Source organism: Thermococcus prieurii, assembly GCF_054657655.1.
Genome location: NZ_BAAHYH010000001.1, coordinates 467,551 through 493,588, shown reverse-complemented (window position 1 = coordinate 493,588; position 26,038 = coordinate 467,551). Strand labels below are relative to the sequence as shown.

The window sequence follows — 26,038 nt, the reverse complement described above, 5'->3', positions numbered from 1 at the left end:
TCACCGATATGTCGAACGATATATCGTCTTATAAAGTTAGCGGTAGGGGTTATAAAGTACAGGATACAGGTTTAACCATGCACCCCCTCCTCAAAAAGGCCATCAGAGAGCGCTTTGGGAAGCTCAACCGGCTCCAGCAGGACTCGTTCAGGGAGGTTAGCTCTGGGAAGAGCATTCTAATCATCGCCCCGACCGGCTCTGGAAAAACGGAAGCCGCTGTTCTGCCGGTTTTCAACGAAATCCTTGAGGAAGGGCTAAAACCCATCTCGGTACTCTATATAGCCCCGCTCAAAGCGTTAAACAGGGATTTGCTTGAGAGGCTCGAATGGTGGGGGAAGAGGCTCGAAATAACCGTCGAGGTCAGGCACGGCGATACGTCAGCCTACAGGAAGGCAAAGCAGACTAAGAACCCGCCTCAAATGCTAATCATCACCCCCGAAACCCTCGGCGTGATTTTGACGGTCAAATCACTTCGAAAACATCTCGAAAACGTGAAGTTCGTCATCGTTGACGAGATAGCGGAGCTTGTAGACAACAAGCGCGGCTCTCAGCTCCTCCTGAACCTTGAGCGACTGGCTGAGATTGCCGACTTCCGACGAATCGGAATGACAGCGACGGTTGGCAACGAGGAAGAGGTGAGGGACTGGCTCAGGGCCGAGGCGATAGTAAAGCCGAACTGGAGGAAAGCCTACCGCTTCCACGTGCTCTATCCGAAGCCGAAAGAGGAAGACAGGAAGCTTGCTGAGAAGCTGAGCGTCTCGCCGGAGATAGCGTCCCGTCTGAGGGTTCTGTGGGAAATAGTTGAGAGGCACGGAAAGGCCCTCATCTTCACCAACACCCGCCAGTTCGCCGAGGTCCTTGCGCATCGCCTCAAGGCCTGGGGAAAGCCTGTCGAGGTTCATCACGGCTCGCTCTCGAAGGAGGCGCGCGTTAGGGCTGAGAAGGCCCTCAAGGAGGGGAAAATCCGGGCCCTAATCTGCACATCCTCGATGGAGCTCGGCATAGACATCGGCGACGTTGACGTCGTGATACAGTACATGAGTCCGAGGCAGGTCAACAGGCTGGTCCAGCGCGTCGGCAGGGCGAAGCACAGGATTGGGGAGGTCAGCGAGGGCTACGTCATAGCGACGAACGTCGAGGACTACCTTCAGAGCCTCGTCATAGCGAAGAGAGCCTTAGAGGGGCGCTTCGAGGCGGTTGAGCCGATAGGCGGGCTTGACGTCCTGGCCCACTTCGTCGTCGGGTTGCTCATCGAATACAAACGCCTTCCGCGCGAGAGGCCCTACGAGATAGCGAAAAGGGCTTACGTTTACCGCGATTTGAGCTGGAGCGATTACCTCGACGTTCTCAGCGTTTTAGAGGACGCTCGCCTTGTCGGCTACGATGAAGAGAAAAACCTCCTCTACCTCAGGCGAGGAGCGTTCCAGTACTACTACGAGAACCTCTCGACGATTCCGGACGAGGTTTCCTGGAGGGTTTTCGACGCCAAAAGCGGGCACGTCATAGGGAGGCTCGATGAGAGCTTCGTGATGGATTTGGAAGAGGGCATGGAGTTCGTCATGAACGGGCGGAGCTGGATAGTGCTCAAGATAGACGACGAGGCGAGGCTTTTGAAGGTTCGCGAGAGCAAGAGCCTCGAGAGCGCGATACCGAGCTGGGAGGGCGAGATGATTCCCGTTCCCTTTGGAGTTGCATTCGACGTCGGTAGGCTGAGGAGGGAGTTGGCCTTCGACTTCAGAAAGGCATTAGGTCTTTTGGAGGGCGTCGAGTTCAGCGAGGAGGAACTCAGAAGGACCCTCGAGGAAATCAGGGACGAGCCGTTTCCAACGGATAGAGATATTATCGTCGAGAGCACGCCCAAAGCGCTGATAATCCACGCCGATTTCGGAAGCAGGGCGAACGAAGCGATAGGGAGGATAGTTCACTCGCTCCTAATCCTCCGCTACGGCCGGGTCTTTTCCGTGAGGAGCCAGGGGCACGCGATAGTCTTCAAGACCCCGTTCCAGCTCAACCCCGACGAAGTGAAGCGCTACCTCTATCAGGAACCCGAAAGCGTCGAGTTCATAGTTTCCCGTGCTCTGAGGGATTCTCACGCCTACCGCTGGAGAATGCTGAACGTGGCCAAGCGGTTCGGTGCCTTAAGGCGGGACGCGAGAATAAGGAGAATTGAGAGGCTTTTCGAGGGGACGGTGATTGAGAGGGAAACGCTCAACGAGCTCTACCACGACAAGGTTGACGTCAGGAAGGCCGAGCTCGTGATGGAGTTGCTCAAAGCCGGTTCGCTGAGGGTGAAGACAGTCCTGAGGAAGGAGCCTTCAACTCTGGCGAGGCTCAACATGACGGTGAGCGGGGAGTTCCTGCTGTCGGGTGTTCTGGAGGAAGACGAGCTGATTGAGCTGTTCAGGAAGAGGTTGCTTGAGCACGAAGTTGTTTTAGTCTGCACCAACTGCGGCTGGCACTCGAAGACGAAGGTTGCGAGACTTCAAAACATCAATCTGAGGCAGTGCCCGCGCTGTGGTTCAAAGATGTTAGCGGTGGCGCACCCGATTGACGCCGAGGAGTTTCTCGCGGTGCTTGAGAAAGTGAGACATGGGAAACCGCTGGAGAAAAAGGAGGAGAGAGCCTATAGGAAGCTGTTAAAGGCGGCCGATTTGGTCGATACCTACGGCTTCGAAGCGGTGCTGGCGCTGGCGAGCTACGGAACGGGGCCCGATACCGCCGCGCGACTGCTCGCGCAGTACAGGGGGGACTCATTAATCCTCGCGCTCATGGAGAGGGAGAGGCAGTTCATAAGGACGAGGCGGTTCTGGGTCGATAAGAAGAAAGGGGTCGAGGAAGATAAATCAGAATAGCCACTGGTTCTCGATACATTCGTCGCACGGCGGCTTCTCGCCGGCTATCGCCTTGAACTTCTTGTATATACACTCCGGAAGGCCGAGCGGACAGCGGTCCGGATACTGGCCGGGCCTGACCTTGGTCGGGTCGAGCTTTATCTTGATGTAGGCCTCGTACTCCTCGACCTTCTTCCAGGGCAGGACCTTGGCCCCGTAAATCACGAGCCCGTCGTAAATCTTCGCGTAGTCGCCGATGACAGCGTTCTCCTTGATGATTACGTCCCTGCCAACTACAACTCCCTCGCCGAGTATCGTGTCCTTCAGCTCGGCGCGCTCCTTGATTATGTCGCTTCCGATGAGGACCGAGCGCTTGATGTAGGCTTTGTCTTCTATCACGGTGTTCGGGCCGATGTAAGAGTAGGCCTTAATCTTGACGCCGTGTCCTATCCTGACGCCCTCGTCGATGTAAACCGGCCCCTGAATCTCAACGTCTTCCGGAACCTCCGCGCTCTCCGCTATGTGGAAGTAGCCGTTCTCACGGGCCATCTCGTCGAGCGCTATCTGGTGGGCGTAGAACAGATCGTCCGGTGTCCCGAGGTCGACCCAGTAGGTTCCCTTCGGCATCCTGTGGGCGTAAACCTCGCCGCGCTCGACGAACCTCGGGAGGACCTCGCGCTCGAAGTAGACCTCCTTGCCCTTCGGAATCTCCTCGAGGACCTTCTTGTTCACGACGTAGATTCCTGCATCAACGAGGTTGCTCTTGGGCCTCTTGGGCTTCTCCTCGAAGTGGAGCACCTTTCCGCTCTCGTCCATCTCGAGGACTCCGAAGCGCTCCGGGTCGTAGACCTTGGTCGCCCCAACGGTTATGAGTCCGTCGTTTTCCTCGTGGGCCTTTATGAGCTCGCGGTAGTCGAAGTTCGTGAAGACGTCGCCGTAAATCACAAGGAAGTCATCGCTCACGTACTCCTCAACGTTCTTGAGCGCGCCACCGGTCTCGAGCGGCATGGGGTCGTTGACGAAGCGGATTTCCTTGGGGTAGTCCGCCATCTTCTCGTCAACGAACTCCCTTATCTCACCCCTCATGTAGTGGACGGAGAGAATGACCTCATCTATCTCGGGGACCTTCTCGAGCGCTTCGAGGATGTACTGGAGGTTGGGCTTCCCAAGGACGGGAATCATCGGCTTTGGCCTCGTTGATGAGAGGGGCCTGAGTCTCGTTCCAAAACCGCCTGCAAGAATGACAGCTTTCATGGTTCTCACCGTCTATAGATACCACGGGTCGGCTTATATATTTTACGGCCATAAAATATATTACCGTTGGTGAAAGGTTTAACCGGCGGTGACTACTCCCGAAAAGTTGACGTGAATGAGGCAAAAAGGCTCAGTGGTCCCGCGAATGGAGGGGATAAGCGAGGATTGATGGGTCCCGCTTGAAGAACGCGAAGCGCCCAACCGGATGAAAAGATGGGTGCACCAGACTGTTCACTAATGCTCGTTTTTGTGAACATCAAAGCTCGGCCTAAGCACCTTCACCCTTGGCACGAGGCACTTTCCATAACAGACCTTTCTGAGCGGGCAGGTCTCACAGGCCGGCCCCTGCTCAACCTCCTCGATGTAGCCAAGGCTTTTGAGGAGCTCGATTATTCCCTCGACTTCCTCAACCGTAATCCCGAGCTCCCTCGCTATGTCCTGAGGAAACCGCTTGCCCTCGTTGATGAGCCTCAGCACTTCCTCCATCTTGCCCATCTTCACAACCCCAGCGCCGTTCCAACGTGCCATATCAAGATTCCGAGGAGCGAGGCGACGGTTATCATGTAGACCGTCACCGCGAGCGCCCACTTCCAGTTGCTCTCAGCCCTTATGGCCGCTATCGTGGCTATGCACGGTATGTAGAGCGTCGTAACGACCGCCAGGACGAAGCCCTGCAGTGGGCTCATAGATGACATCATAGCCCTTTTGAGCGCCTCCCCCGTTAAACCACCGTAGAGGATGCTGTAGGTTGAGATTACGTTCTCCTTGGCGATTATTCCGAAGATTAGGCTCACCCCGGCCTTCCAGTCGAGCCCCATGAGGTTGAGGTAAGGTGCGACGAAGTGGCCGAGCCTCTCGGCGTAGCTCTTTCCGGTTCCAATCGGCACGGGATAGTTGCTGAGGTACCATATTGCTATCGAGCCGACGAGGATTACCGTTCCTGCTTTCTGGACGAACTCCTTGCTCCTCTCCCACGAGTGAAGGAGAAGGCTCCTTCCGCTCGGGATTATGTACTCTGGGAGCTCGATTACGAAGGGGCTCTCCTCGCCGGAAACGAACCTGCTCACGAGTTTGGCGGAGAGCAACGCCACGGCGACCGCTATGAGGTAGATTCCAACGGCGACGACCGCGTTCCCACCGAAGAAGGCCCCCACGAGGAAGCTTATGACGGCGAGTCTGGCGGAGCATGGGATGAACGGGTTGACAAACATCGTCACGAGCCTGTCTCTTTCTTCGTCGAGCGTCCTCGTGGCCATAACTGCCGGAACGTTGCAGCCGAGGCCGAGGATCAGGGGTATTATCGCCTTGCCCGGCAGGCCGAACTTCCGCATTATCCCCTCCATCAGCACCGCTACCCTCGCCATGTAGCCGAGGTCCTCGAGGAAGGAAAGCGCGAGGAACAGGAAGAAGACGAGCGGGAAGAAGCTTAAGACTGAGCCAACACCGCTGATGATTCCGTCCACGAGGAGACCGCGCAGGGTCTCGTTGGCTATGTGGGGTGCGAGCCAGCCCCCAAAAGCCGAGAAAGCCTCGTCAAGGATTCTCTGAAGGGGCATTCCAAAGGTGAAGACGAACTTGAAGACGAGGTAGAAGACGAAGGCCATCGCTATGAAGCCGTAAACCGGGTGGACGAGGATTCTGTCGAGCTGGTCTGTGAGCGTCTCCTTTGCCTTCCCGTAGCTCATGAACTCGTGGGTCAGGCCGTCTATGAACTCGTACTTCTGGCCGGCTATAATCAGGTCCATCGCCCGCCCGTAGCGCTCCTCGGCCTCGCCTATGTGGGTCATTATCTCCTTCAGCTTCTCCTCGCCGAGGTGCCTAAGAACGAGCTTCATAACCTCGTCGTCGCGCTGGAGGAGCTTTATCGCCAGCCAGCGGAGCGGGTAACGGCCGGCCAGCTTGGTCCCCTCAAGGCACTTGGCGATGTGCTCGATTTCCCTCTCGACCGCCTCGTCGTAGCGCGGTAAAACGGGGTTCGTCTTTATCCTCCTGTGCGCCATCTCCCATATCTTCTCCTTGAGCTCCTCGATTCCGGCACCTTCCTTGGCGCTGAGCGGGACGACTGGAACGCCGAGGGCCTTGGACATCTTTACGGGGTCTATCTTGATTCCCTTCTTCTCCGCTAAATCGAGCTTGTTGAGGGCTATGATTACGTTCTTCAGCCCCATCTCGAAGATTTCCATGGTGAGGTAGAGGTTCCTGAGAATCGAGGTCGCGTCAACCACGTTAACAACCACATCGGGGTTTCCGTTGAGGAGGAAGTTCCTCGCGACGAGCTCGTCAACGGAGTGGGCGGTGAGAGAATACGTTCCGGGCAAATCGACCACGAGAAAACGCTCGCCTTTGTACTCAAAAACGCCCTCCTTCTTCTCGACGGTAACGCCGGGCCAGTTGCCGACGTGCTGGCGCATTCCGGTTAAGGCGTTGAATATCGTCGTCTTTCCAACGTTGGGATTGCCGGCTAGGGCGACCACCCTCATCGCCATGCTATCACCTCAGAGTTTTCTCACAAGGACTCTTGAGGCCATGCCCTTTCCAAGTGCCAGCCTCGTTCCGCCGGCCTCGACTATAACCGGACCCCTCGGGTAGTTCTCGAGGACCCTAACAATCGCCCCCGGCGCCAGTCCCATCGCGTAGAGCCTGCTCCGGAAGTTCGGCCCCCCCCGCAGGTCAACCACAACCCCTCTCTCGCCAGGAGCGAGTGACAGTAAGGGCACAATCATGTTCATCACCGTTAGGTTTTCCTAATTCCGACTCAACTACTCGAAACCCTTAATAAATCTTTGGTGAGCCTAACAAAACTCAGCGGTTCGAATCCAAATCACTGAGGTTGGAAAACCGTCCCCAACGGTGAGCCCCGTTGCAAAGGTATTTATAGGAGCTTCAATAGAGAAGGATGGAGGTGTATCACCATGGGTGAGGAGATTAGAAAAACGTCCCTCGGGATGGATGAGAACATGGAGGGACTACTCGCGTATCTGCTCTGGTGGCTAACCGGAATAATCCTACTGTTGCTGGAGAAAGAGAGCTACTTCGTCCGCTTCCATGCGATGCAGTCAACTGTGATGTTCCTGTTCTTCACGGTGGCGATTAAAGTTTTCGAGTTCATACCTATCATTGGAGGACTCATTGCATACCTGCTATCGCTCATTGCCATCATAGCCTGGATTGTGGGCATGGTTAAAGCCTACCAGGGCGAGCTCTACAAGTTCCCGATTTTCGGCGACCTCGCCGAGCAGTGGGTCGAGAAGTTCAACGTTTGAGGCTCAGCTTTTTAAGCCCCATCCTTTACGTTTTTTCATGCTTGAGGATGTCGTTGAGGAAATCCAGGAGTTCTCCAGGGAGTCTGGCATTCACCACAAGAAGGTTCTCGTTCTCTTCTCCGGCGGAAAGGACAGCTCGCTCGTTCTCTACCTGCTCAAAGAAGCCGGTCTCGACGTTTCTGCCTTGACGTTCTTTCACCGCTGGAGCTGGCGCGAAACGCTCGGCTGGGCGATGCGCTTCACGAAGAACCTCGGCGTTGAACATTATTTGGTTGACATCACGGACGGCCTTCTCCGTGAGGCTACCGGCAGGAAGGGGCCGGTGTGCATAAACTGCAAGAAGGTCATGCTCTGGAATGCCAAGTGGTTTGCCCTCGACAACGGCTTTGACGTCTTAGCGAAGGGCGACAACGCCAACGACAAGATAATCGGAGCGCTCCTCGACCAGTGTAAGACGGACATACGGCTCTGCGAAATCCCGAGGATAGGCGTTCCCTTCTTCAGGCCCCTAATCAAGTACCCGGCGGACCTCGTCGAACGGCTCGCTGAGGAGGCTGGTATAAGGCCCTACCGCATGTACGAGCACGCGAGGAGGAGGCAGTGGCGCGAGGGCTGTCCGTTGCAGTACATAGACCGCGAGGAAATCGTCACGGAGGAACTGATGAACCTCGCTTACCGGGTGAACTACGAGGTGAGTAGAATCGCGAGGAGGCGGAAGGTCAGGGTAAGCGTCCGCGTGCCGAGCTTCGAGATAATGGCCTGGAACGCCGACGAGGAGACACTCGAAGAAGTTAAAAAGGTTATCGAAAAGTTCAAACGGTGATAAGAATGGATTCGAAGTGGCTCTGCTACCCTCACCTCTGCGCGGTGAGCGACGTTGGGGCGAGGAAGAACAACGAGGACGGGTTCACCGTTGGAAAGCTTCCCTACGGTCACTACCTCGGGATAGCAGATGGCCTCGGGGGACACGCGGCGGGGGAGGTCGCTTCGGCAATTGCCCTAGAAACCGTTAGAAGAGTCATTGCAGACGAGTACGAGGACGGGATGGACGGAGTCCTCGTGCGGCTCCTTCTGCGGAGGGCCCACGAGCTCGCGAACTCCGCCGTTCTGGAGGAGGCCATTGGAGAGAGGGCAGGAATGGGAACGACGCTTCTCACCGCCGTTATTAGGGGGAGGGAAGTTTTTCTCGCCAACACCGGTGACAGCAGGGCCCAGCTGATAAGGAATGGAAAAGTTCTGGCCCAGACGCGCGACCACAACCTCCTGAGGGAGCTCCTCGACAGGGGGGAACTGACCGAAGAGGAGGCATGGGGCCATCCAGCGTCCAGCAGACTCACCCACGTCATCGGCGCCAGTGGGAGGCGCTTCGCCGTGGATTTCTACCGCTGGGAGGCCAGACCCGGTGATTGGCTCCTCCTGAGCACAGACGGCCTTCATGACTATGTGAAGCCTGAGAGAATCCTTGAAACCCTGAGCGAGAGCAAAGAACCCCGCGAGGCCGTTAAGGTACTGCTCAACGAGGCCCTCGGCGTCACCCACGACAACGTTACGATAATCCTCTACCGGTGGTTCTGATGCTCCCGCCCGGAAAGCTGAGGAACGACGTCCTGCGGGAGGTAATCTTCCCGAACCTCGGTGTTGAGGACGCCAAGGTAATCTACGGACCGAGGGAGGGCTTTGACTCAGCGGTTCTCGAGTACGACGATGAGAACTACCTCGTAATAGCCACCGACCCAACGCTCGGCGTTCCCGCTGAAGCCTTCGGCTTCTTCACCTACCATTTTGCATCGAGCGATGTCGCGGTTTTCGGGGCGAGGCCGAGGTGGCTCGTGGTTGATTTTCTCCTCCCGCCGGGAACGAGGAAGGAGTTTCTCCGAAAAGCGATGGAAGACCTCAAGGGGGAGTGCGAGCGGTATAAAACGGCGGTAATCGGCGGGCACACCGGAGTTTACCCCCCGATTTCCGAGCCAACCGCAACCACAACGGCGATGGGGCTTGTGAGAAAGGGGGAGCTCAAACTTCCCATCGCGAGGCCGGGAGATAGGATAATCGTTACGAACAAAGTCGCTCTTGAGTTCGCGGTTTCCTCAGCCTACTTCCGCGCTGAAGGGCTGAGGAAGGTTCTAACCTCTGGGGAGATAGAGGAGCTACGCTCGCTCTACAGGCTTGAAACGGTTCTCCCGGATGCGCTGATAGCGAAGCCCTTCGTCAGGGGGATGCACGATGCTACCGAGGGCGGACTAACGGCGCTCCACGAGATTGCTGACAACTCTGGAGTGGGCTTCAGGGTTTACGGTGAGAGGCTCGAGCTGAATCCCCTTGTAAGGAAAGTCCTTGATTTTTACAGGCTGGAACCGTGGAGTGTCTCCTCGACGGGAACGCTGATAGCGATAACGCCTCCGGAGAACGCCGATTCCCTAATTGCAGAGTTGAATAGAAATGGAATTAGGGCCTTCAAGCTCGGCGAGTTCACGGAGAGAAAGGAGAGAATTCTCGTAGAGGGTAGCGAGGAAAGGCCCTTCCCTGAGTTCGAGGGCGACCCCTATGTGGAGCTTTACTGAATATTACTTCACCCTGAACCTCAGCAACGCCGCGAGGCCGCCCAATGCCTTCAGCTTTTCGCCTCCTTCGTGCTCAGAGCTGACGATGACGACTTCACCCCTTGAATACCTTACGGCGTCCATGAGTTCCTCGACCTTCTCCCTGTGTCCGCTCTTCAAAAGCTCGTCGAGGACCAAAAGCGTCTCAACGGCCCCGTAGTTCACCGCTTCCTCCACCTCCCTGAGGCCGTAGGTGGCCAACCCGGTGTTCCTCGCGATGTTCTCAAGGACCTTCTCGATGAGCTGGACTTCCTTGGCAACCCTGTTCTCGTGGTAGACCCTGTCAACGGTTCCGCGCTTGATGACCTCGTAGATGCCCGTCCTTCCGGTTACGCTCGTATCTTCGATGACGACCTTCTTCGCCAGCTCGGGGTAGTTCTCGCGCAGGAATTTGTGGAAATCCTCCTTGACGAAGCCCGGACCCGCTACAATCGCCTTCTCAATCTTCTCCCTCTCCATGAGCTCGGCCATAGTCTTAGCCAAGTCGTGGAAGAACTTCTTCTCCTCGCTTTCTCTGTCTGTGTTGTAGCGCTTCCCGCCGAGGTTCCGCCTTATGCTCGCGGCCATCTCGACGCCGTACTCGCGGACGAGCGCTATGTCGGCTTCCCCCTCGTCTATCACCACAATCATGACCTTGGCCCTCTTCGAGGCCTCTATCGCCTCCTTAAGGCGCTCTATGTGGTGCTCCTTCCAGCGGGGCTTCTGGATTGTTACGACCGTTCCTTCTTCAATCGTTATCGTGTGGTACTTGCCGAGGGGGACATCTTCTCTGCTCGCGTAGACTATCGGCCCGGTAACGCGGACCTGGTTCGCGAACTTGTGGAAGTTTATCTTCTCGGCTTTAACGCCGAGATAAACCGGAATGACCTCGACCTTCTCGGCCCTCAGCGAGTCCGTCCTCTGGGACTGCTTCCTGAGGGTTTTAGCGTAAACGACGTCGCCGGGGTCTATGACGTGGTAGAGGTGCCAAAGGTCGTCCAGCGTTTCGGCCTTTACCTTCACTATGCCCTCCTTGGGTTTCTCTTCGAGTATCTGCACCCTCTCACCCCTAACGAACTTGGAGGGAAGGATTTAAAGGTTACCAGCCCTCCTCGAAGCGGATTCCCTTCGACTCCATGAAGGCCTTCGCGCGCTCTACCTCCTCCCCGCTTTCACCGAAGAGGATTATCCCGATGTACTTCCCGAAGCCCTTCGGCGAGGAGTGGATTCTAACCTTGAAGCGCTCCAGCGTCTCGTTGAGTATCGGCGCGAGCTTGCTCTCGTCCGTTATCTCCGCCAGAAGCTTCCTCTGGACGAACTTCTTCTTCCCGAGCCTCGGGAGGACTTCCTTCTCGAGCATCGCCTTCATCTCGCGGGGCATTCCGGGAAGGACGAATATCTTAACACCCCCGTGCTCGATGTAAGCCCCTGGAGCGGCGCCCTCGGTGTTCTCAAGCGGTTCCGCGCCCTCCGGCAGGTAGGCCATCTTCCTCCTCGCCTCGTTTAACTCGGGGTCGTCTATGAGACCTTTCTCGTAAAGCTCGCGGTAAAACGCTTTAATCCTCTCAAGGCACTCCTCGCAGAGGACGAGCCTTCTGTTGAGGGCCTCCGCTACCGCCAACATCGTAACGTCGTCGTGTGTCGGTCCGAGACCGCCGGAGATAACGAGAACCTCGGGTTTTCTGCCGAGGATTTCTCTGAGGACGGTCTTTATCTCCTCCACGTCGTCCCCCACAGTCGTTTTCCTCCTCACCCAGTAGCCCCGCTCGGTGAGCCTCTGGGCTATGAAGGCGGAGTTGCTGTCAACGGTGTTCCCTGTGAGAAGCTCGTCGCCTACCGTCAGTATCTCCGCGAACATTCCCACCACCGGAGATGTTTCAACTTAGGGACTTATAACGCCAGCGGAGGGGTTTTGCAGGAGAATGTTAAAACAGCCACTTCTTGAAGTGCTTTTCACCACGAGTGAAAACAAGGTTTAAGTATTTTATCACTGTAAAACTCCCGGTGGTTGCCATGGCCAGGGTTAAGGTCGGAATCAACGGCTACGGCACTATAGGAAAGCGTGTCGCCTACGCCGTAACCAAACAGGACGATATGAAGCTCATCGGCGTAACCAAGACCAAGCCGGACTTCGAAGCCTACCGCGCGAGAGAACTGGGAATCCCCGTCTATTCTGCGGGCGAGGAGTTCCTGCCGAGGTTTGAGAAGGCCGGCTTCGAGGTCGCCGGAACGCTGGAGGACCTTCTCAACGAGGTTGACGTAATCGTTGACGCCACCCCCGGAGGAATGGGGGCGAAGAACAAGGCCCTCTACGAGAAGGCCGGCGTTAAAGCCGTATTCCAGGGCGGTGAGAAGGCAAGCGTTGCCGAGGTTTCCTTCGTGGCCCAGGCCAACTACGAGAAGGCCCTCGGGAAGGACTACGTCCGCGTCGTCTCCTGCAACACGACGGGCCTAACAAGGACGCTGAGCGCAATTCAGGAGTACATAGACTACGTTTACGCAGTCATGATTAGAAGAGCGGCCGACCCCAACGACACGAAGCGCGGTCCAATAAACGCCATTACGCCGAGCGTTACCGTTCCTTCCCACCACGGGCCGGACGTCCAGACGGTTATACCGATTAACATTGAGACGAGCGCCTTCGTCGTTCCGACGACGCTCATGCACGTTCACAGCGTAATGGTCGAGCTGAAGAAGCCGGTCGAGGCGAAAGACGTCGTCGATATCTTCGAGAACACCACGCGCGTTCTGCTCTTCGAGAAGGAGAGGGGCTTTGACAGCACCGCCCAGCTCATAGAGTTTGCAAGGGACCTGCACCGCGAGTGGAACAACCTCTACGAGATTGCCGTCTGGAAGGAGAGCATCAGCGTGAGAGGAAACAGGCTGTTCTACATTCAGGCGGTGCATCAGGAGAGCGACGTGGTTCCGGAGAACATCGACGCGATAAGGGCGATGTTCGAGCTCGCGGACAAGTGGGAGAGCATAAGGAAGACGAACAGAAGTTTGGGGATTTTGAAGTGATTAAAGCTCCTCTGGGAGAACAACAACCCCTTTTCTTTTTGCTAAGTTTCTCAGCTTGACGTCGAATGTAACGAGGGTTCCCTTCTCCAGGGCGTGGAGGAGAATCACCGCGTCGTTGAAACGTGAGAGCGAGAGTTTTTCGGCTACCACTAAATCCAGGGCGCTTTCGATTAGTCTGGGGTCCTCACTCAAGCCCTTGAACCTCGGGTCTTCCGTGTACCCCTTCAGGGCTTCGAGCGCTTCTTCCGCCGAAAAGCCGTTGTTTTTGAAGAACCACACGTACTCCTGCACGACTATCGCCGGAACGTACCACCTGTCGAGGGATTCAAGTACCTCCTCGGCCCCTCTATGGAACTCCGTGTCCTCGAAGGTGTCGTAGATGAGGACGTTCGTGTCTATGACTCCATGCATTCGCGCATGCCCCCCTCGATTGACTCCTCTATCTCCCCGGGTGTTATGTTTCTGCCGAGTTTCAGGCGCTTTCTTTCCCTTCTGAGCCTCCGAAGGACTATCCTGTCTCCCTCGATGCTGACTTCGAGAAGTTCGCCCTCCCTTATGCCGAGGGCCTTCCTAATCTCGGCCGGAATCGTTATCTGGTAGTTCCGGGTTACTTTCGTGACGCTCATAGTAGGTTCACCTGGGTAGTAGATCTGTCCAACTCCTATATTAAAGTTTTGTGAGTCATCGGGCAATTAAAGCAAACAATGAGATATATCATTCATCCAAGTTCCTTCTTTCGTTTATCTCTTCAAGAGCCTCGTAAAAGTCGGCTTTTCTAACATAGAGTTCTTGAAAAACTCCCTTGGGTATGTGCTCGGCTTCGAAGTCAATCTTGCCCTCCTTGATGAGCCTCCTGAGTGCGGCCATCGCCGCCTCTCTGGCCAACGCCGCGAGGTCAGCCCCAACGAACCCGTGCGTCTTGTCGGCAATCTCATCAAGCATTTTGTCTACCAGTTTGGCGCGTATCTCGGGATAAAACTCGCGTTTGGATTTAAGAATTTCTTCCACTTCCTCCACGCTCTTCGCAGATTCGACGAGTTTAATTAGTTCCTCCACCTTCTTTGAGTCGAAAGTGTTCATGCTCTTAAGCTCATTGAGAACCTCCAAAACAGTATCTCTGTCGTATTCAGGTTCCAGTGGCATTCCCCTCGTGTGTATCTGGAGTATCTCCTTCCTACCCTTCTTGTCTGGAGGCTTAAGCTCTATTACCTTCTCAAACCGTCCCACTTTCAGAAGGGTGGGATCTATAGACTCCAGTTTGTTAGTAGTACCTATAATCATGACCCTACCCAACCCTTCATCTAGGCTGTCCATTAGCATAATCAACTGTGAAATAACCTTCTTCTCAACTTCACTAAGACATCCTCTCTTCGGTGTTATTGCATCTACCTCATCTATGAAAATTATACTCGGGGCAGTTTCCTTAGCCTCTTTGAAAATTTCTTTCAGTATCTCATCACTCCCTTCATAGAACTTGCTCATTATCTCTGGACCACTTGTGGTTATACCACGAATATTGTGGGTCTTAGCAGTTTCATTGATAACAGCTCTCGCAAGGAGAGTCTTACCGGTTCCCGGTGGACCATAGAGGAGGACTCCTTTTGGAGGCTCAATGCCAAGCCTTTCAAAGAGCTCTGGGTGTTTGAAGGGAAGCTCGACCATCTCGCGAATCTTCTGGACTGCATCGTATAAACCACCAATATCCTCATAGGTTATCCCTAAGACTGTTGTTTTAGCATTTTCTTGAATTGGGTTCTCTTGGACTTCAAATTCTGTGAACTCGGTTATCTGGACTATTCCGGCTGGAGTCGTCGCGGTAACGACGAAGGTGAGCTCCTGACCGAGGATTCCTATCTTGATGTAGTCTCCCCTGACGACAGGCCTGCCGACGAGCCTGCTGTGGAGCCACTCGACGAAGTCTCTTCCAAACCTAATCGGCTCGGTTGGAGCAACAATGACTTTTTTCGCCTCCTTGACGTCGGCCTTCCTAACCGTAACCTCGTCGCCGAGTCCGACGCCGGCGTTCTTCCTTATGGTTCCGTCCATTCTGATGATGTTGAGTCCCTCGTCCTCTGGATAGGCGGGCCAGACGACCGCGGCCGTGTTCTTGGTTCCGATAATCTCGACTATGTCGCCGGGCTGGACGTTGAGCTCGCGCATGGCCTTCCTGTCAATCCTAACGATTCCCCTACCAACATCCCTCTGATAAGCGATAGATACCTTACGCTTAATTTCGTTGCTCATTTTGCTCACCATAATTGGATAACTCTCAAAACTCTAAAATGTTTTGTAACCAACACGGAAATTAGATACTTAACCTCTTTCGCGCTCAGTCTGACAAGCAAATTCTTAAACACGATTGAGGCAATATTTGAGCTCGCTGAAAAGTGCGAGAGCATAAGGAAGACGAACAGGAGTTTGGGGATTCTGAAGTGATTAGAGATTATCGAAGGGGCTTTTCTCTTTTTTCTGTGATTCTCAGTGGATGGTATTTTCAAAGTCCTTCAAGTCCCAGACGAGCCAGCCACCTTCTCTCATCTCCCCTTTCCCTTCAGCCCGCTTCGCCACGAGGCCATAAAACGATTCCCAGTCATCAAGCCCTACAAGCCCTGCCTTTCTTTTCAAATCCCTCAAAACTCCTCTCGTTTCCCGCTCACTTAGCTCCTTCCACTTCACCTCAACGAAGAGCACCTTCTTCTCCCGCTCGTTCAAGGCAACGAGGTCAATTTCCTCTCCCTTCCGCCACCATCTGCCGATTTTTGTAAAACTGAACGGGAGCCTCCCGGCTTTGTTCAGCTCGACGAGAAACTCTCGGGCGAGTTCCTCAAACCGCATGGAGTAGACCCTCTGGAGGTTCTCAAAAACGCTTTCGAAATTGGCCAGGCCGAGCTCTATGGCGGTTCTGTTCGGGTAAACCAGCGAGAACCACGTGAGCAGAAACGGGTCGTTTATCCGGTAGATGCCCCTCTTTTCCTTTCCTACCACTGGAACCTCTCTCCTCACGAAGCCCAGCCGGATTAGGGTTTCAAGGTAGGGGTATACCCTCCTCCCCTCGATGCCGAGGCTGTTTGCTATTTCCGTCGGCCGGTGTTTTCCGCCAGCTATTGTCGCGAGAATCGAAAAGTAAACCTTTAGCTCCCTCAACTCTCCCGCGAGGACTATGTAGGGTTCATCGTAGAAATAGCCGAGGGGAGAGAGGAACTCCTCTTCCACAAGCTCCTCAATGCTCCGTTTCCTCGATGCTATGGCAAGGTAAGCCGGAACACCGCCGAGGAGCAGGTAGGCCCTGAGTCCGTAATCCCAATCGCCGAAGAACTCGACGGAGTGCTTGAAATTGAGCGGTTTCAGCATGAAGCCTGCGGTTCTTCTGCCGTAGAGGGGTGAAGAATAGCTTAAAACTTCATCTCGCATCATTCCAAGGAGCGAGCCCGAAAGTATCAGCATCACCGGCCTCTTTGAGAGCTCATGGTCCCACGCCCTCTGGAGGGCGCTCAGGATTTCTCTGTCGGATTTAACCGCGTACGTAAATTCATCGAGGATTACCGCCGTTCGTTCGTTTATCTTGGAGGCGAGGTACTTGAAGAGAGGGAACCAGTCCGAGAAGCTGAGGAACAGTTCATCCCCGAAAAACTCCGCGAGTTCCTTCCTGAGAGCCTCTATCTGCCCCTCTTTGGTGCCCTCGGTAAACGTATGGAAGAATACCTTCTTCCCCTTTGCGAACTCACTCAGAAGCCTTGTTTTCCCAACTCTCCTTCTGCCGTACACCACGACAAAGGACGGTGTGTTCTCCCATTCCCTCTCCAGCAGGTCCAGTTCGTCTTTCCTGTCAATGAATTTACCAATCATGATTAGTACTAATCAAGATTAGTATTTAAGACTTCCGGTTGAGTCCAGCCTTTTCTTTACTTCTTCCGCGCTCAGCCTGACCAGCAAATCCTTCTCCCTGCTCGTCTCCCCGCGAACCAGCTCAACTTCGGCTCCAAGGACCTTCGAGAGGAACTTAACCAGTTCCTTGTTTGCCTTCCCTCCAACTGGCGGCGCCTTCACCCTGACCTTCAGTCTCCCACGCCACTCGTCGATTCCCTCAATCTCGTTCTTCTTTGCCTTTGGCTGGACGTAAACGAGAAGGAGCGTTCCCTCTTTCGTCTCCTTTATGAATTTTGCGCTCATCTCGAACCCTCCCCGTACTTCCACACGATTTCGGGTGGAAATTCACCGCGCCCGGCCTTTTCGAGTATCTCCCTCGCGACAGAGTAAGCGAAATCGAAAGTCTCCCTATCAATCAGACCATAGTTGAGGGCAATCTCAAGCTCTTCCTCGTCGAGGAGGAACGCTCCCCCGTCCGGGAAGATGAAGACGTCGAGGAAGAGGTCGAGCATCTCTAAGGTGTTCCCCTCGCGCTTTGTGTAGGCCAAGACATCAACGTAGAGTCCCCTGAAGTTGCCCCGCTCATCGTAGACCTTTAAGATGTCGTAGTTCTTTCCGACGAAGGCGAAGTAGAGCATGGTATAGCCGTTTTTAATGACTTCCACGCCGTTCACCCTCAGTGGGGCGAGCATTCCCTCAAACTTGGCTTTGGCGACGATTACATCGCCCAAATCCGCTATGAGCTCGTCGTCCCGTTCGAGAACCCGGTTCGGAATCCGCCGGTAGATAAGGTGGATTTTTCCTTTCATACGCCTTCGCAATAGCTCCGGATTAACCTTTTTATATTTTCACCACCAAGGAATAAACGATGATGATTAAAACCCTGCGGGAGATTGAGGAAATTTTAAGGGCGCATAAGGAAGAACTCCGCCAGAAGTTTGGGGTTAGTTCAATTGCCATCTTCGGCTCCTACGCCCGGGGAGAGCAGACGGAGCTGAGCGACGTCGATATTCTCGTGGAGTTCGAGAGGCCCATCGGGTGGGAGATAGTGGACTTGAAGGACTACCTTGAGTCGCTTCTCGGTGTCAGGGTGGACTTAATCACAAAAAACGCCGCCATGAGCCGAGGACGGTTCTGGGAGCACATAAAGGGGGACCTTGTCTATGTCTGAGCGAGATCCCTGTCTTTTCTTGAACGATATGCTTGAGGCGATTTCCAGAATCGAGGAGTATACAGAGGGTTACGATTTTGAAGACTTCATAAATGATCGAAAGACTGTCGATGCAGTTCTCCGGAACCTTGAGATAATCGGAGAGGCTTCCCGATACGTGCCCGATGAAATAAGGAGTACCTACTCGAATGTACCATGGAGACGTGTCGTCGGGCTCAGGAATGTCGTTATTCATCACTATTTTGGTGTTGATTTGGGAATTGTCTGGACGATAATCCGACTTCAACTGCCAGAACTAAAGGAAAGTGTGGAGAAAATAATCGAAGACCTGTGTTAAACTCCCTCCCCGAAAATCAGCTCCCTGAGCTTTGAAGGTAGCTCCTCGATGCTAACTCTCGTTTGCTCCCTCGTGTCGCGGTCGCGAATCGTTACCGTGTTGTCCTCGGGCGTCTGGTTGTCGATGGTCACGCAGTAGGGCGTTCCAATCTCGTCGTAGCGGAGGTAGCGCTTTCCGATGGTGTCTTTCTCGTCGTAAACGACTATGAAGCCTGCCTTCTGGAGCTTTCTGAAGACGTTGTATGCGATGCCCTTGAGCGGTTCCTTGGCGACGAGCGGGAGAACGGCAACCTCAATCGGTGCCATGTCCTTCTTGAGCCTGAGGTAAGTCCTGTCCTCCTCGATGACGAGGCTGTTCTCGAGGAGCAGGTAGAAGGGCCTATCTATGCCGAAACTCGGCTCGAGGACGTGCGGGACTATTTTCTCGCCGGTGATTTTCTCCTCGACTTCCCTGATTATGAAGTCGTCCTTCTCCAGCTCGTAGCCCTCTATCGTGACCTTGCCCTCCTTCTCAAGGAGCTCAACCAGCTCGCGCTTCTTCTCCTCGTTCCAGCCCTTGACCAGCTCGTTTATCCTCTTGGCGTCTTTCCTCAGCTTTGGACCAACGCGCTTGAGGTTGAGGGAAACCTCCAGCTTTCTCACGATTTTCGGCTCGTCGTAGTGGATGAGCACCGTAAGGTCTGCCCCGCTCTCGCGCATGTGCCGGCTTAAGTCGTAGTCTCCCCTGTTCGCTATTCCAACACACTCGACCCAGCCGAAGCGCTCGCTGTGGATTTCCGCGTCCCAGGTGTCGCGCGAGTAGTGGGCGCGCTCCTCCGGCAGCTGCTGGCGGAAGCGTATCTTGTCCTCGGGGATGCCGATGTCGAGGAGGGTTCTCTTGACCATGACCATGTAGTAGGCGAAGAAGGTGTTCATAATGTAGCCCTTCTTTACGGCTTCCTCTGCCGTCATTTCAATCTCGCCGAGGTTCTTGAGCTGGTGCTCTATTGGGTAGAGCCTCAGAACCTCGTCCTTGACCTCGTCGAAGTGAGGGTGTTCGGTTTCCTTCGGGTTGAAGAATATCTCGGCCTCGGCCTGAGTGAACTCCCTGAGCCTCAACATCCCCTGCCTCGGTGAAATCTCGTTTCTGTAGGCCTTCCCAATCTGGAATACGCCGAAGGGGAGCTTGTTCCTTGCGAAGGCGTTCAGCCTCTTGAAGTTCACGAATATGCCCTGGGCCGTCTCGGGCCTTAGGTAGCCCTTCTGGTCGCCGTAGGGGCCGATTTTCGTCTCGAACATGAGGTTGAAGTACCAGACGTCGCTCAGCTCGCCGCCGCACTCGGGACAGCGAACCTCGTGCTCGCGGATGAGCTTCGTGAGTTCTTCAGCGGATAATCCCTCGACGTCCATGCCAAGGGCTTCCTCGACGAGGTGGTCGGCCCTGAAGCGGGCACCGCACTTCTTACACTCGACGAGCGGGTCAACGAACTTCTCCACGTGTCCGCTCGCTATGAAGACCTTCTCGGGCGTTATGTCCGGCGTTTCGAGCTCGAAGAAGCCTTCCCTCTGGAATGCCTCCCTTATCTTCCGCTCTATCTTCCTCTTTATCGTCGCGCCGAGAGGGCCGTAGTCGTAGAATCCGCGTGAACCTCCGTAGATTTCAAAGCTACCCCACGCGAAACCTCGCCTCCTCATCAAATCCTGGAGAATCTCGTACTTGTCGGGCTTCTCTCCCATGCTCTATCACCTGAGAGTTGAGCGGGCGAATTTCATAAAAATGTTTTGGGATTCGATTTGGAACTCTAACGAAGCCCAAAAACGGAAAGAGTTATAAACCGTTCCCGTCGTTTAGGCTATGAGCTTTGATTGTTTGGAGGTGCGTGAAAATGGCGGAAAGACCACTCGATGTTATTCACAGGTCCCTTGACAAGGACGTCCTCGTGCTCCTCAAGAGGGGTGGCGAGTTCAGGGGAAGGCTCATCGGTTACGACATCCACCTGAACGTTGTCCTCGCCGACGCCTCGCTCATGCAGGACGGCGAGGAGGTTAAGAAGTACGGTAAAATCGTCATCAGGGGAGACAACGTTCTGGCCATCTCCCCGGTCGAGATAGAGTGAGCTTAGCGGGGTGATACCATGGGAGCCGGAACCGCGCCGAAGGGCAAGCGCAACAGGACCCCTACCCACATCAGGTGCAGGCGCTGTGGTAGGAGGGCCTTCAACGTTAAGAAGGGCTACTGCGCCGCCTGTGGCTTCGGCAGGAGCAGGAGAATGAGGAAGTACAGCTGGAGCCACAAGTGGAAGAAGAAGAGGAACCTCTCATACTGAACCCTTTTCTTTTGTTTCCTTGTGTTCTATTCTGTGCATTCTTTCTCGAAACCGCAACCCTTATTAACTAAAACGCTCTTTTGTTCGTTTAGAGGGGCGTCTTAATGATACTCCACAACGAGACCCAGCGCAGGATATGGAAACTCGCGTGGCCGGCAATCATAGCCAACATTTCCCAGACCCTCCTCAACCTAGTGGACACCTTGATGGTCGGCCACGTGAGTGCCCTGGCGATAGCCGCGGTGGGCCTCGGCGGGCAGGTAAGCTGGTTCATGTTCCCGATAATGATGTCGGTCTCCGTCGGAACCCTCGCCCTCGTCGCGCGTGCGGTAGGTGCGAAGGAGTTCAAACGGGCGGAACTCGTTCTCGAACAGAGCCTTTACCTTGCTTTTCTCCTTGGAATCCCCGTCCTGCTCTTTGGCTGGTTCTTCGGCGATGATATCCTTAGGATAATGGGTGCGAAGGGGGAGCTCTTGAACCTTGCCTACGCCTACCTAAAGGTCGTTTTCCTGTTCTATCCCGTCCGCTTCGTAGTCTTTACGGTAAACTCTGCCCTCAGGGGAGCCGGCGATACAAAGACCCCGATGAAGGTAGGAATCCTGATGAACGTCATGAACGCGCTCTTTGACTACCTCTTAATCTACGGAAAGCTCGGCTTTCCGAGGCTTGGGGCGGTAGGAGCTGCATGGGCATCTGGAATCGGTATAACCTCTGCCCTAATGGTTCTTCTGGTTCTCCTGCTATCCAACCGGCTCGTCCTGAAGTTCGAGCCGAGCTGGCGCTTTAACAGGGAGATAGTGGAGAAGATAGTCCGCATCGGCACGCCGACGCTCGTTGAGAGGAGCCTCTTCAGCTTCTACAACTTCCTTTACATGAGCATAGTCACCCGCTTCGGCGACGTGGCTCTGGCGGCGCACCAGATAGGCCTCAGGATTGAGAGCATCGCCTACATGCCTGCCTTCGGCTTCAACGTCGCAACATCGGCCCTGGTCGGCCAGAACCTTGGGGCAAAGAAACCTGAGGAAGCAGAGAAAACGGTTTACGAGGCAATGAAGATGGCAGGCCTCTTCATGGGCGTCATGGGCGCGGTGCTAATCCTCTTCCCGCGCTACCTCGTCATGCCCTTCCTCAACCCGAACGACCCGAACTACGCCGAGGTCCTCCACCTCGCGAGCATCTACCTCATAATCGTTGGCGTGAGCGAGGTTCCCCTCGCGTGGGTCTTCGTCCTCAGCGGAGCTCTAAGGGGAGCCGGCGACACCAAGAGCCCAATGTATGTTACTGCGATAAGCAAGCTCCTGTTCCGGATTATCCCGGCCTACCTTCTCGGCTTTGGGTTCTCGATTCCGAGCTTTCACCTGCTCGGATTCACGTTCCCGGGCTTTACCTTCGAGGGTCTCGGCGTTATAGCGGCGTGGATTGCGATGAGCCTCGAGACCTTCACGAGCGCAGGAATGTACTGGTGGATTTTCAGGAAGGGCAAGTGGAAGCACGTGAAGGTGTGACGGGAACGTTTATATTCCTGTAATTCGTTTTTGTAAACGGTGGTTGTATGGCGGTCATAAGCGTCCGCGTTCCCGACGAGCTTAAGGAGAAGATGAAGAAGTACAACATCAACTGGAGCGAGGAGATACGGCGGTTCATAGCGACGAGGATAAACGAGGAGGAGAAAAAGAGGACACTTGAGATTATGCACGAGTTGCTCGCGGGTGGAACGCCAGCCAAAGCGGGAACCGCAAAAAGGTACGTGAGGGAGGACCGTGATAGTAATTGACGCCTCCATTCTGGCGAAGTACGTCCTCATCGAGCCGGGCTGGGAGGAAGTAGAGAAACTCCTGATGGGCAACGCCGTTTTGCTGGACTACGCCCTCACGGAGGTCTCCAACGCCCTTTGGAAGCACCACGTCCTGTACGGGGAGATATCGCGGGAGGAATTTGAGAGACGGTCAAGGGTAATAGACTTCCTCCCGAACGTCATTCTCCTCGAGGACGGGACCAACTACTTAACGGAGGCAAGGAAAATAGCGGTCGAGCACCGCATACCAATCTACGACGCCCTCTACATCGCCCAGGCCCTCAAGTACGGAAAGCTCGCGACGGCCGATGAGAGGCAGGGAAAAATAGCGGAAAAGCTCGGCGTTGAGGTGGTCTACCTCTAAAGCGCCGAGACGTGGAAGATTGCCTCCATCGCCCTTCCGAAGAGGTAGCTCAGGAACGCCGCGCCAAGGCCTGTCGCGACCATCTCCGCGACCTTCTTCTTGACCGATATTCCCGAGAGGAGCGAAATCAGCGTCGCCACTATCGCGAGAGCCGAACCCGCGAAGAGTATCGAGAAGGCGAGCGCCGTGAGCGAGTTCGAGGCCAGGAAGTAGGGTGTAACAGGGAAGACGACGCCGAGAAGGTACGATAAGCCCGTATACAACGCGGCGCGAACCTCGTTCTCCTCGGCCTCTGGAAGAAGGAGCTTTTTAACGGCATCGGGGTTGTCCTTGAGCTTCTCCGCTATCTCCTTAGCCATGTCCTCGGGCATTCCGCCCTCTACCAGCTTTTCCCTGAGTTCCTCAGCCGTTTTCTCGGGCGAGACCTCGAAGAGGACCTCGATCCTCGAGCGGATTGACTCCTTGACCTGCCTCTGCGAGCGGACCGAGACGAAGGTGCCTATCGCCATCGAGAGCGCGCCGGCAACTCCAACGATGAGACCGCTTATCCCAACGAGCTGGGGGTTGTTCGGGTAAACCGCCGAGAGGCCCGTAACTGCCCCGAGTATCTCGACGAGGCCGTCGTTCATTCCGAGGACGAGGTCCCTGATGTTCTCCACGTGGAAGGCCTTCTCCTCCTCGCGGAAGAACTTCTCGTGCTCTATCTCGTCGAGGATTACCCTCCTGAGGGTTTCGCGCTCCTCATCGCTCATTTCGCGTGCATATTCGTTGAGGAAGCGGAAGTACTTCTCTATCGCGCTGTTCTCACCCATCTCAAGGAGGGAAGCGACGGAACCCGGCCCGAGGAACTTCCGAAGGAGCTTGACGCCCCATACAGTCAGTCGGTTCACCCTCGGCCTCGGCGATTTCTCGTTCCTCTTCTCGAGGAAGGACTTCCAGAACTCGGCGTGCCAGCGCTCAAGCTCGGCCAAACGCTTGAACTCCGCCCTTATCTTCTCGTCCTTTTCCCACTCGGCGAGCCTCCCGTACAGCTCCGCGTCGGCCCACTCGTCAAGGTAGAAGCGCCTTGCGAGCTTAATCGCCTCTGAGGACATCGAGCACCACCTCAAAGGGGGCATCGGTTTTTACCGCGGTCGGCGAGAAGTGCGTTCTGCTCGCCCTGTAGCCGAGTTTCTCAAGTCTTTCAATTATTTCGCTCACCTTCCTCACTTCCAGGCCGTTCCTCCGCGCCAGTGAATGGGTGTCGTAGTGGAACGGGACGTCGAGTTCGCCCGCGAGTAGCTCTATAAAGGGCCTCGTTTTCTTATGAGCCGGTTCAAAGGTCTCAAGCTCCTTCGAAATCCTTTCCATGAACTCCGAATCCTTCAGCGGGCCGAGCCACATCGGGCCGAAGGCCTTGGGCTTCTCTGGGAGGAAGGCTTTCTCATAGGTGAACCTTCCGTTCTCATCTTGCCATAGGTAGCCGAGCTGGGCAAGACTCTTCTCGGCCTTCTTCGCCCCGCTCTTAAACCGGAGGAAGGCCCTGAAGTAGTGGTCGCGGTAGTAGGCGAGGAGAACTTCAACTCCAAGGTCGTACTTGGCTGAGTACCTAACCACCGTCCCGATGAGGATTCTCAAACCGGCCTCGTGGCACAGCTCGCCCCTTATCGGCCTCGCGAGGTAGTTCTTCACGCAGGCCCTCGCGTAGGCCCCGCAAAGAACTCCGGTATCCGTTGCCGTAACGGCCAGAACGCCCCTCCTCTTCACGCTCCGCAAAGCAGTGTCAAGGAACTCCATCGGCGAGCCGAAGGGGTCTAAATCAACCAAATCGAAGTAGCGGAAGTTCTCCGCCATCAGCCTGTTGGCGTCGCCCTTGTTTATGACTATTAGCTTCTCGCCCCAGAGGTAGGAGCGGTCGCCCTCCTCGTAGAGCTCCCCTTCGAAGTTGAGGGCAACGTTCCGCTTCATCAGGCTGTATGCTTCGTCGCTTATGTCGTTGAGCCAGACTTCCTCCGCTGGACTTTCGAGGGCGTAGCGGATTCCCCTGATGCCGGTCGCTGAGAGCGCGTCGAGAACCCTCTTGGGTTCAAGAGCACGGGCGACGAGGACGCTTATATCCCTGTTGAGCGCCATCACGGGGTTGTAAAAGACCGGCGCGTCGTAAATCCGCTCTGCCTTCGGTACGAGGAACCTCGCGGAACCTTCACTGACCTCAATCAGCTCCATTCTCCCACCCGTAAAGAAAAGGGTTGAGGGGCTTTAAAGGTTTAGAGAATCTCGACGATGTCCCCAAGGGTCTGCCCAGGAAGACCGGGCTTGAAGACGGCCTTGACCTCACCGCGGTTGCCGTGGGTCTTGATGACCCTGCCGAACATCTTCCTGCCGGTCGGGGTCCTCCAGACGACCTTCCTGCCGATGAGCTGGGCCGCGCTTCCCCTGTCGTCGATTCCGATGGGCTTGAGAATCATTCTGTGGTTGTCCTGGTGCTCGTGAGAACCCGCGTAGGAGAGGACGACAGCCTTCACCCTCGCCATCGCCCTCACCCGGCCTTGATTTAGGGGCTGGATTTTTAAGTTTTATCGCCCAGGAACTCGCTTAGGCCATCGTCTATCTCGAGAACCTCTCGGATGGATTTTATCTTCACGAAGTTCACCCGGTCAAAGAGGAGCGGAACGTCGCTCTTGTAAGGTGAGGCCTTCTGAACGAGGAGCGTGTTCTCGTCGAGGACGTAGGTGAAGCGACTTGGGCTGTCGTCAATCCACACGAAGGGTTCCTCCGGGTAAAGCTCTCTGAGTGTCTCGAACTTCTTGAGCATGTCCTTTGTCCCCTTGAACGTTATGACCTCGTCGAACTCGTCGTACCAGTTGGTCTTCTTCATGAAGATGACCTTTCCGCCCGGGTAGGTGTGCTCGCCTGAGAAGCTTATCACCTTCCGTCCCCGCTTTCTGAGCTCCCTGACGACTTCACGGGCGAAGGGGAAGTCCTTGATGTACTTGGGCATTAGGTTGTAGTACTCGTGGATTGTCCCCTGAGCCACGAGCTCGTGTATGACGCCGAGGTGGCCGTAGGTGAGCTTGCCCTTGATGAATAGGAAGAGTGCCTTGTAATACTCGTCGTAGAGGTCGCTCTCAATCACCGCTGGAATCGTCTTCTCGATGGCTATCCTCAACGCCTTCTCTACCGCGCCGGTGCTGTCAACGAGCGTTCCGTCGAAGTCGAAGAGGTAAACCGTCACGCTTAACACCTGTTCGGGGTTTCGCCCCGGAGTTTAT

29 protein-coding genes and 1 pseudogene are annotated in these 26,038 nt (G+C 55.2%); 13 read left to right on the top strand and 17 right to left on the bottom strand.

Annotation, left to right across the window (positions count from 1 at the left end; translation table 11 throughout):
- Window positions 1-77: 77 nt before the first annotated feature.
- Window positions 78-2,852 carry a DEAD/DEAH box helicase gene (locus tag ACYQ04_RS02830; protein ID WP_460127151.1) on the top strand — a complete coding sequence of 925 codons (2,775 nt, stop codon included), beginning with the start codon at window positions 78-80 and terminating at the stop codon, window positions 2,850-2,852.
- Here ACYQ04_RS02830 and ACYQ04_RS02825 read toward each other — a convergent pair.
- From ACYQ04_RS02825 to ACYQ04_RS02810, 4 genes are all read right to left on the bottom strand, one after another.
- Window positions 2,844-4,085, bottom strand: coding sequence for a nucleotidyltransferase family protein (locus tag ACYQ04_RS02825; protein WP_460127150.1), 1,242 nt, complete (start codon window positions 4,083-4,085; stop codon window positions 2,844-2,846). The genes ACYQ04_RS02830 and ACYQ04_RS02825 overlap by 9 nt on opposite strands.
- 234 nt (window positions 4,086-4,319) lie before the next feature.
- The gene (locus ACYQ04_RS02820; RefSeq protein WP_099211518.1) at window positions 4,320-4,580 is read right to left on the bottom strand and encodes a DNA-binding protein; all 261 of its coding nucleotides are present in this window, start codon (window positions 4,578-4,580) and stop codon (window positions 4,320-4,322) included.
- Window positions 4,581-4,582: 2 nt separating this feature from the next.
- Window positions 4,583-6,571: a ferrous iron transport protein B gene (gene feoB / locus ACYQ04_RS02815; protein WP_460127149.1), complete on the bottom strand. Its 1,989-nt coding sequence runs from the start codon at window positions 6,569-6,571 to the stop codon at window positions 4,583-4,585.
- Between the two features lie 9 nt (window positions 6,572-6,580).
- On the bottom strand, window positions 6,581-6,808 hold the full coding sequence (locus ACYQ04_RS02810; RefSeq protein WP_099211522.1) for a FeoA family protein: 228 nt from the start codon (window positions 6,806-6,808) through the stop codon (window positions 6,581-6,583).
- Between the two features lie 189 nt (window positions 6,809-6,997).
- Here ACYQ04_RS02810 and ACYQ04_RS02805 point away from each other — a divergent pair, with 189 nt between their 5' ends.
- From ACYQ04_RS02805 to ACYQ04_RS02790, 4 genes are read left to right on the top strand one after another with little or no spacing between them, the layout of a single operon-like run.
- Window positions 6,998-7,348, top strand: coding sequence for a DUF4870 domain-containing protein (locus ACYQ04_RS02805; protein WP_460127148.1), 351 nt, complete (start codon window positions 6,998-7,000; stop codon window positions 7,346-7,348).
- A 37-nt stretch (window positions 7,349-7,385) separates the two neighbouring features.
- Window positions 7,386-8,171, top strand: a complete 786-nt coding sequence (locus ACYQ04_RS02800; protein WP_460127147.1) for a DUF7411 family protein — start codon at window positions 7,386-7,388, stop codon at window positions 8,169-8,171.
- 5 nt (window positions 8,172-8,176) lie between these two features.
- Window positions 8,177-8,923 (top strand): PP2C family protein-serine/threonine phosphatase, encoded by a 747-nt coding sequence (locus ACYQ04_RS02795; RefSeq protein ID WP_460127307.1) that lies wholly within the window; start codon window positions 8,177-8,179, stop codon window positions 8,921-8,923.
- Window positions 8,923-9,909 carry an AIR synthase family protein gene (locus tag ACYQ04_RS02790; RefSeq protein WP_460127146.1) on the top strand — a complete coding sequence of 329 codons (987 nt, stop codon included), beginning with the start codon at window positions 8,923-8,925 and terminating at the stop codon, window positions 9,907-9,909. The genes ACYQ04_RS02795 and ACYQ04_RS02790 overlap by 1 nt, the downstream gene beginning before the upstream one ends.
- Before the next feature lie 3 nt (window positions 9,910-9,912).
- Here the strand turns inward: ACYQ04_RS02790 and ACYQ04_RS02785 are convergent, their stop codons facing one another.
- The gene (locus tag ACYQ04_RS02785) at window positions 9,913-10,986 is read right to left on the bottom strand and encodes an mRNA surveillance protein pelota (RefSeq protein WP_460127145.1); all 1,074 of its coding nucleotides are present in this window, start codon (window positions 10,984-10,986) and stop codon (window positions 9,913-9,915) included.
- A 40-nt stretch (window positions 10,987-11,026) separates the two neighbouring features.
- Window positions 11,027-11,785, bottom strand: a complete 759-nt coding sequence (locus ACYQ04_RS02780; RefSeq protein WP_460127306.1) for a molybdopterin-binding protein — start codon at window positions 11,783-11,785, stop codon at window positions 11,027-11,029.
- Window positions 11,786-11,940: 155 nt separating this feature from the next.
- On the opposite strand from ACYQ04_RS02780, the gene ACYQ04_RS02775 reads away from it, so the two are divergent.
- Entirely contained in the window at window positions 11,941-12,948 is a 1,008-nt protein-coding gene (locus tag ACYQ04_RS02775; RefSeq protein WP_460127305.1) for a phosphorylating glyceraldehyde-3-phosphate dehydrogenase, read from the top strand.
- On the opposite strand, the gene ACYQ04_RS02770 is transcribed toward ACYQ04_RS02775, so the two are convergent.
- From ACYQ04_RS02770 to ACYQ04_RS02745, 6 genes and pseudogenes are all read right to left on the bottom strand, one after another.
- A complete protein-coding gene (locus ACYQ04_RS02770; RefSeq protein ID WP_460127144.1) occupies window positions 12,949-13,359 on the bottom strand; it encodes a PIN domain-containing protein in 411 nt (136 codons plus the stop codon).
- Window positions 13,344-13,574 (bottom strand): AbrB/MazE/SpoVT family DNA-binding domain-containing protein, encoded by a 231-nt coding sequence (locus tag ACYQ04_RS02765; protein WP_460127143.1) that lies wholly within the window; start codon window positions 13,572-13,574, stop codon window positions 13,344-13,346. The genes ACYQ04_RS02770 and ACYQ04_RS02765 overlap by 16 nt, the downstream gene beginning before the upstream one ends.
- Window positions 13,575-13,689: 115 nt before the next feature.
- Window positions 13,690-15,192: pseudogene (locus ACYQ04_RS02760) on the bottom strand (AAA family ATPase); the annotation flags it as partial.
- A 234-nt stretch (window positions 15,193-15,426) separates the two neighbouring features.
- On the bottom strand, window positions 15,427-16,794 hold the full coding sequence (locus tag ACYQ04_RS02755) for an ATP-binding protein (RefSeq protein WP_460127142.1): 1,368 nt from the start codon (window positions 16,792-16,794) through the stop codon (window positions 15,427-15,429).
- Between the two features lie 18 nt (window positions 16,795-16,812).
- Complete coding sequence (locus ACYQ04_RS02750; protein WP_460127141.1) at window positions 16,813-17,118, bottom strand: DUF167 domain-containing protein; 306 nt, start codon at window positions 17,116-17,118, stop codon at window positions 16,813-16,815.
- Window positions 17,115-17,624 carry a ribonuclease FAU-1 family protein gene (locus tag ACYQ04_RS02745; protein ID WP_460127140.1) on the bottom strand — a complete coding sequence of 170 codons (510 nt, stop codon included), beginning with the start codon at window positions 17,622-17,624 and terminating at the stop codon, window positions 17,115-17,117. The genes ACYQ04_RS02750 and ACYQ04_RS02745 overlap by 4 nt, the downstream gene beginning before the upstream one ends.
- 59 nt (window positions 17,625-17,683) lie before the next feature.
- Between ACYQ04_RS02745 and ACYQ04_RS02740 the strand changes: the two genes are divergently transcribed.
- Together ACYQ04_RS02740 and ACYQ04_RS02735 are read left to right on the top strand one after the other, a co-directional pair.
- A complete protein-coding gene (locus tag ACYQ04_RS02740) occupies window positions 17,684-17,986 on the top strand; it encodes a nucleotidyltransferase family protein (RefSeq protein WP_460127139.1) in 303 nt (100 codons plus the stop codon).
- Entirely contained in the window at window positions 17,979-18,323 is a 345-nt protein-coding gene (locus tag ACYQ04_RS02735) for a HepT-like ribonuclease domain-containing protein (RefSeq protein ID WP_460127138.1), read from the top strand. Before ACYQ04_RS02740 ends, ACYQ04_RS02735 begins: the two co-directional genes overlap by 8 nt.
- Here the strand turns inward: ACYQ04_RS02735 and glyS are convergent.
- Entirely contained in the window at window positions 18,320-20,038 is a 1,719-nt protein-coding gene (gene glyS / locus ACYQ04_RS02730; RefSeq protein WP_460127137.1) for a glycine--tRNA ligase, read from the bottom strand. The two genes, ACYQ04_RS02735 and glyS, sit on opposite strands and share 4 nt — an antisense overlap.
- Window positions 20,039-20,187: 149 nt before the next feature.
- On the opposite strand from glyS, the gene ACYQ04_RS02725 reads away from it, so the two are divergent.
- The 5 genes from ACYQ04_RS02725 to ACYQ04_RS02705 all read left to right on the top strand — a co-directional run bounded on the left by ACYQ04_RS02725 (window position 20,188) and on the right by ACYQ04_RS02705 (window position 22,787).
- Window positions 20,188-20,418 carry an LSm family protein gene (locus tag ACYQ04_RS02725; protein WP_042690133.1) on the top strand — a complete coding sequence of 77 codons (231 nt, stop codon included), beginning with the start codon at window positions 20,188-20,190 and terminating at the stop codon, window positions 20,416-20,418.
- 18 nt (window positions 20,419-20,436) lie between these two features.
- On the top strand, window positions 20,437-20,628 hold the full coding sequence (locus ACYQ04_RS02720; RefSeq protein ID WP_015859350.1) for a 50S ribosomal protein L37e: 192 nt from the start codon (window positions 20,437-20,439) through the stop codon (window positions 20,626-20,628).
- Window positions 20,629-20,732: 104 nt separating this feature from the next.
- Window positions 20,733-22,133, top strand: a complete 1,401-nt coding sequence (locus ACYQ04_RS02715; RefSeq protein WP_460127136.1) for an MATE family efflux transporter — start codon at window positions 20,733-20,735, stop codon at window positions 22,131-22,133.
- Window positions 22,134-22,180: 47 nt separating this feature from the next.
- A complete protein-coding gene (vapB, locus tag ACYQ04_RS02710) occupies window positions 22,181-22,402 on the top strand; it encodes a type II toxin-antitoxin system VapB family antitoxin (RefSeq protein WP_460127135.1) in 222 nt (73 codons plus the stop codon).
- On the top strand, window positions 22,389-22,787 hold the full coding sequence (locus ACYQ04_RS02705) for a type II toxin-antitoxin system VapC family toxin (protein WP_460127134.1): 399 nt from the start codon (window positions 22,389-22,391) through the stop codon (window positions 22,785-22,787). Before vapB ends, ACYQ04_RS02705 begins: the two co-directional genes overlap by 14 nt.
- Here the strand turns inward: ACYQ04_RS02705 and ACYQ04_RS02700 are convergent.
- From ACYQ04_RS02700 to ACYQ04_RS02685, 4 genes are read right to left on the bottom strand one after another with little or no spacing between them, the layout of a single operon-like run.
- Window positions 22,784-23,881, bottom strand: a complete 1,098-nt coding sequence (locus ACYQ04_RS02700; protein ID WP_460127133.1) for a VIT1/CCC1 transporter family protein — start codon at window positions 23,879-23,881, stop codon at window positions 22,784-22,786. The two genes, ACYQ04_RS02705 and ACYQ04_RS02700, sit on opposite strands and share 4 nt — an antisense overlap.
- On the bottom strand, window positions 23,862-24,992 hold the full coding sequence (locus tag ACYQ04_RS02695) for a tRNA (guanine(10)-N(2))-dimethyltransferase (RefSeq protein WP_460127132.1): 1,131 nt from the start codon (window positions 24,990-24,992) through the stop codon (window positions 23,862-23,864). The genes ACYQ04_RS02700 and ACYQ04_RS02695 overlap by 20 nt, the downstream gene beginning before the upstream one ends.
- A gap of 41 nt (window positions 24,993-25,033) precedes the next feature.
- Entirely contained in the window at window positions 25,034-25,300 is a 267-nt protein-coding gene (locus tag ACYQ04_RS02690; RefSeq protein ID WP_460127303.1) for a 50S ribosomal protein L35ae, read from the bottom strand.
- A gap of 35 nt (window positions 25,301-25,335) precedes the next feature.
- Complete coding sequence (locus tag ACYQ04_RS02685) at window positions 25,336-26,001, bottom strand: HAD family hydrolase (protein WP_460127131.1); 666 nt, start codon at window positions 25,999-26,001, stop codon at window positions 25,336-25,338.
- Window positions 26,002-26,038: the final 37 nt, after the last annotated feature.

What these genes read in the sequence shown, in the direction of transcription:
- ACYQ04_RS02690 (WP_460127303.1), bottom strand. Translation starts at nt 25,300, where the DNA reads ATGGCGAGGGTGAAGGCTGTCGTCCTCTCCTACGCGGGTTCTCACGAG.
- ACYQ04_RS02720 (WP_015859350.1), top strand. Translation starts at nt 20,437, where the DNA reads ATGGGAGCCGGAACCGCGCCGAAGGGCAAGCGCAACAGGACCCCTACC.
- ACYQ04_RS02810 (WP_099211522.1), bottom strand. Translation starts at nt 6,808, where the DNA reads ATGATTGTGCCCTTACTGTCACTCGCTCCTGGCGAGAGAGGGGTTGTG.
- ACYQ04_RS02790 (WP_460127146.1), top strand. Translation starts at nt 8,923, where the DNA reads ATGCTCCCGCCCGGAAAGCTGAGGAACGACGTCCTGCGGGAGGTAATC.
- ACYQ04_RS02725 (WP_042690133.1), top strand. Translation starts at nt 20,188, where the DNA reads ATGGCGGAAAGACCACTCGATGTTATTCACAGGTCCCTTGACAAGGAC.
- ACYQ04_RS02700 (WP_460127133.1), bottom strand. Translation starts at nt 23,881, where the DNA reads ATGTCCTCAGAGGCGATTAAGCTCGCAAGGCGCTTCTACCTTGACGAG.
- ACYQ04_RS02800 (WP_460127147.1), top strand. Translation starts at nt 7,386, where the DNA reads ATGCTTGAGGATGTCGTTGAGGAAATCCAGGAGTTCTCCAGGGAGTCT.
- ACYQ04_RS02735 (WP_460127138.1), top strand. Translation starts at nt 17,979, where the DNA reads ATGTCTGAGCGAGATCCCTGTCTTTTCTTGAACGATATGCTTGAGGCG.
- ACYQ04_RS02755 (WP_460127142.1), bottom strand. Translation starts at nt 16,794, where the DNA reads ATGATTGGTAAATTCATTGACAGGAAAGACGAACTGGACCTGCTGGAG.
- ACYQ04_RS02765 (WP_460127143.1), bottom strand. Translation starts at nt 13,574, where the DNA reads ATGAGCGTCACGAAAGTAACCCGGAACTACCAGATAACGATTCCGGCC.
- ACYQ04_RS02745 (WP_460127140.1), bottom strand. Translation starts at nt 17,624, where the DNA reads ATGAAAGGAAAAATCCACCTTATCTACCGGCGGATTCCGAACCGGGTT.
- feoB (WP_460127149.1), bottom strand. Translation starts at nt 6,571, where the DNA reads ATGGCGATGAGGGTGGTCGCCCTAGCCGGCAATCCCAACGTTGGAAAG.
- ACYQ04_RS02740 (WP_460127139.1), top strand. Translation starts at nt 17,684, where the DNA reads ATGATGATTAAAACCCTGCGGGAGATTGAGGAAATTTTAAGGGCGCAT.
- ACYQ04_RS02750 (WP_460127141.1), bottom strand. Translation starts at nt 17,118, where the DNA reads ATGAGCGCAAAATTCATAAAGGAGACGAAAGAGGGAACGCTCCTTCTC.
- ACYQ04_RS02770 (WP_460127144.1), bottom strand. Translation starts at nt 13,359, where the DNA reads ATGCATGGAGTCATAGACACGAACGTCCTCATCTACGACACCTTCGAG.
- glyS (WP_460127137.1), bottom strand. Translation starts at nt 20,038, where the DNA reads ATGGGAGAGAAGCCCGACAAGTACGAGATTCTCCAGGATTTGATGAGG.
- ACYQ04_RS02715 (WP_460127136.1), top strand. Translation starts at nt 20,733, where the DNA reads ATGATACTCCACAACGAGACCCAGCGCAGGATATGGAAACTCGCGTGG.
- ACYQ04_RS02805 (WP_460127148.1), top strand. Translation starts at nt 6,998, where the DNA reads ATGGGTGAGGAGATTAGAAAAACGTCCCTCGGGATGGATGAGAACATG.
- ACYQ04_RS02820 (WP_099211518.1), bottom strand. Translation starts at nt 4,580, where the DNA reads ATGGGCAAGATGGAGGAAGTGCTGAGGCTCATCAACGAGGGCAAGCGG.
- vapB (WP_460127135.1), top strand. Translation starts at nt 22,181, where the DNA reads ATGGCGGTCATAAGCGTCCGCGTTCCCGACGAGCTTAAGGAGAAGATG.
- ACYQ04_RS02825 (WP_460127150.1), bottom strand. Translation starts at nt 4,085, where the DNA reads ATGAAAGCTGTCATTCTTGCAGGCGGTTTTGGAACGAGACTCAGGCCC.
- ACYQ04_RS02775 (WP_460127305.1), top strand. Translation starts at nt 11,941, where the DNA reads ATGGCCAGGGTTAAGGTCGGAATCAACGGCTACGGCACTATAGGAAAG.
- ACYQ04_RS02695 (WP_460127132.1), bottom strand. Translation starts at nt 24,992, where the DNA reads ATGGAGCTGATTGAGGTCAGTGAAGGTTCCGCGAGGTTCCTCGTACCG.
- ACYQ04_RS02795 (WP_460127307.1), top strand. Translation starts at nt 8,177, where the DNA reads ATGGATTCGAAGTGGCTCTGCTACCCTCACCTCTGCGCGGTGAGCGAC.
- ACYQ04_RS02830 (WP_460127151.1), top strand. Translation starts at nt 78, where the DNA reads ATGCACCCCCTCCTCAAAAAGGCCATCAGAGAGCGCTTTGGGAAGCTC.
- ACYQ04_RS02780 (WP_460127306.1), bottom strand. Translation starts at nt 11,785, where the DNA reads ATGTTCGCGGAGATACTGACGGTAGGCGACGAGCTTCTCACAGGGAAC.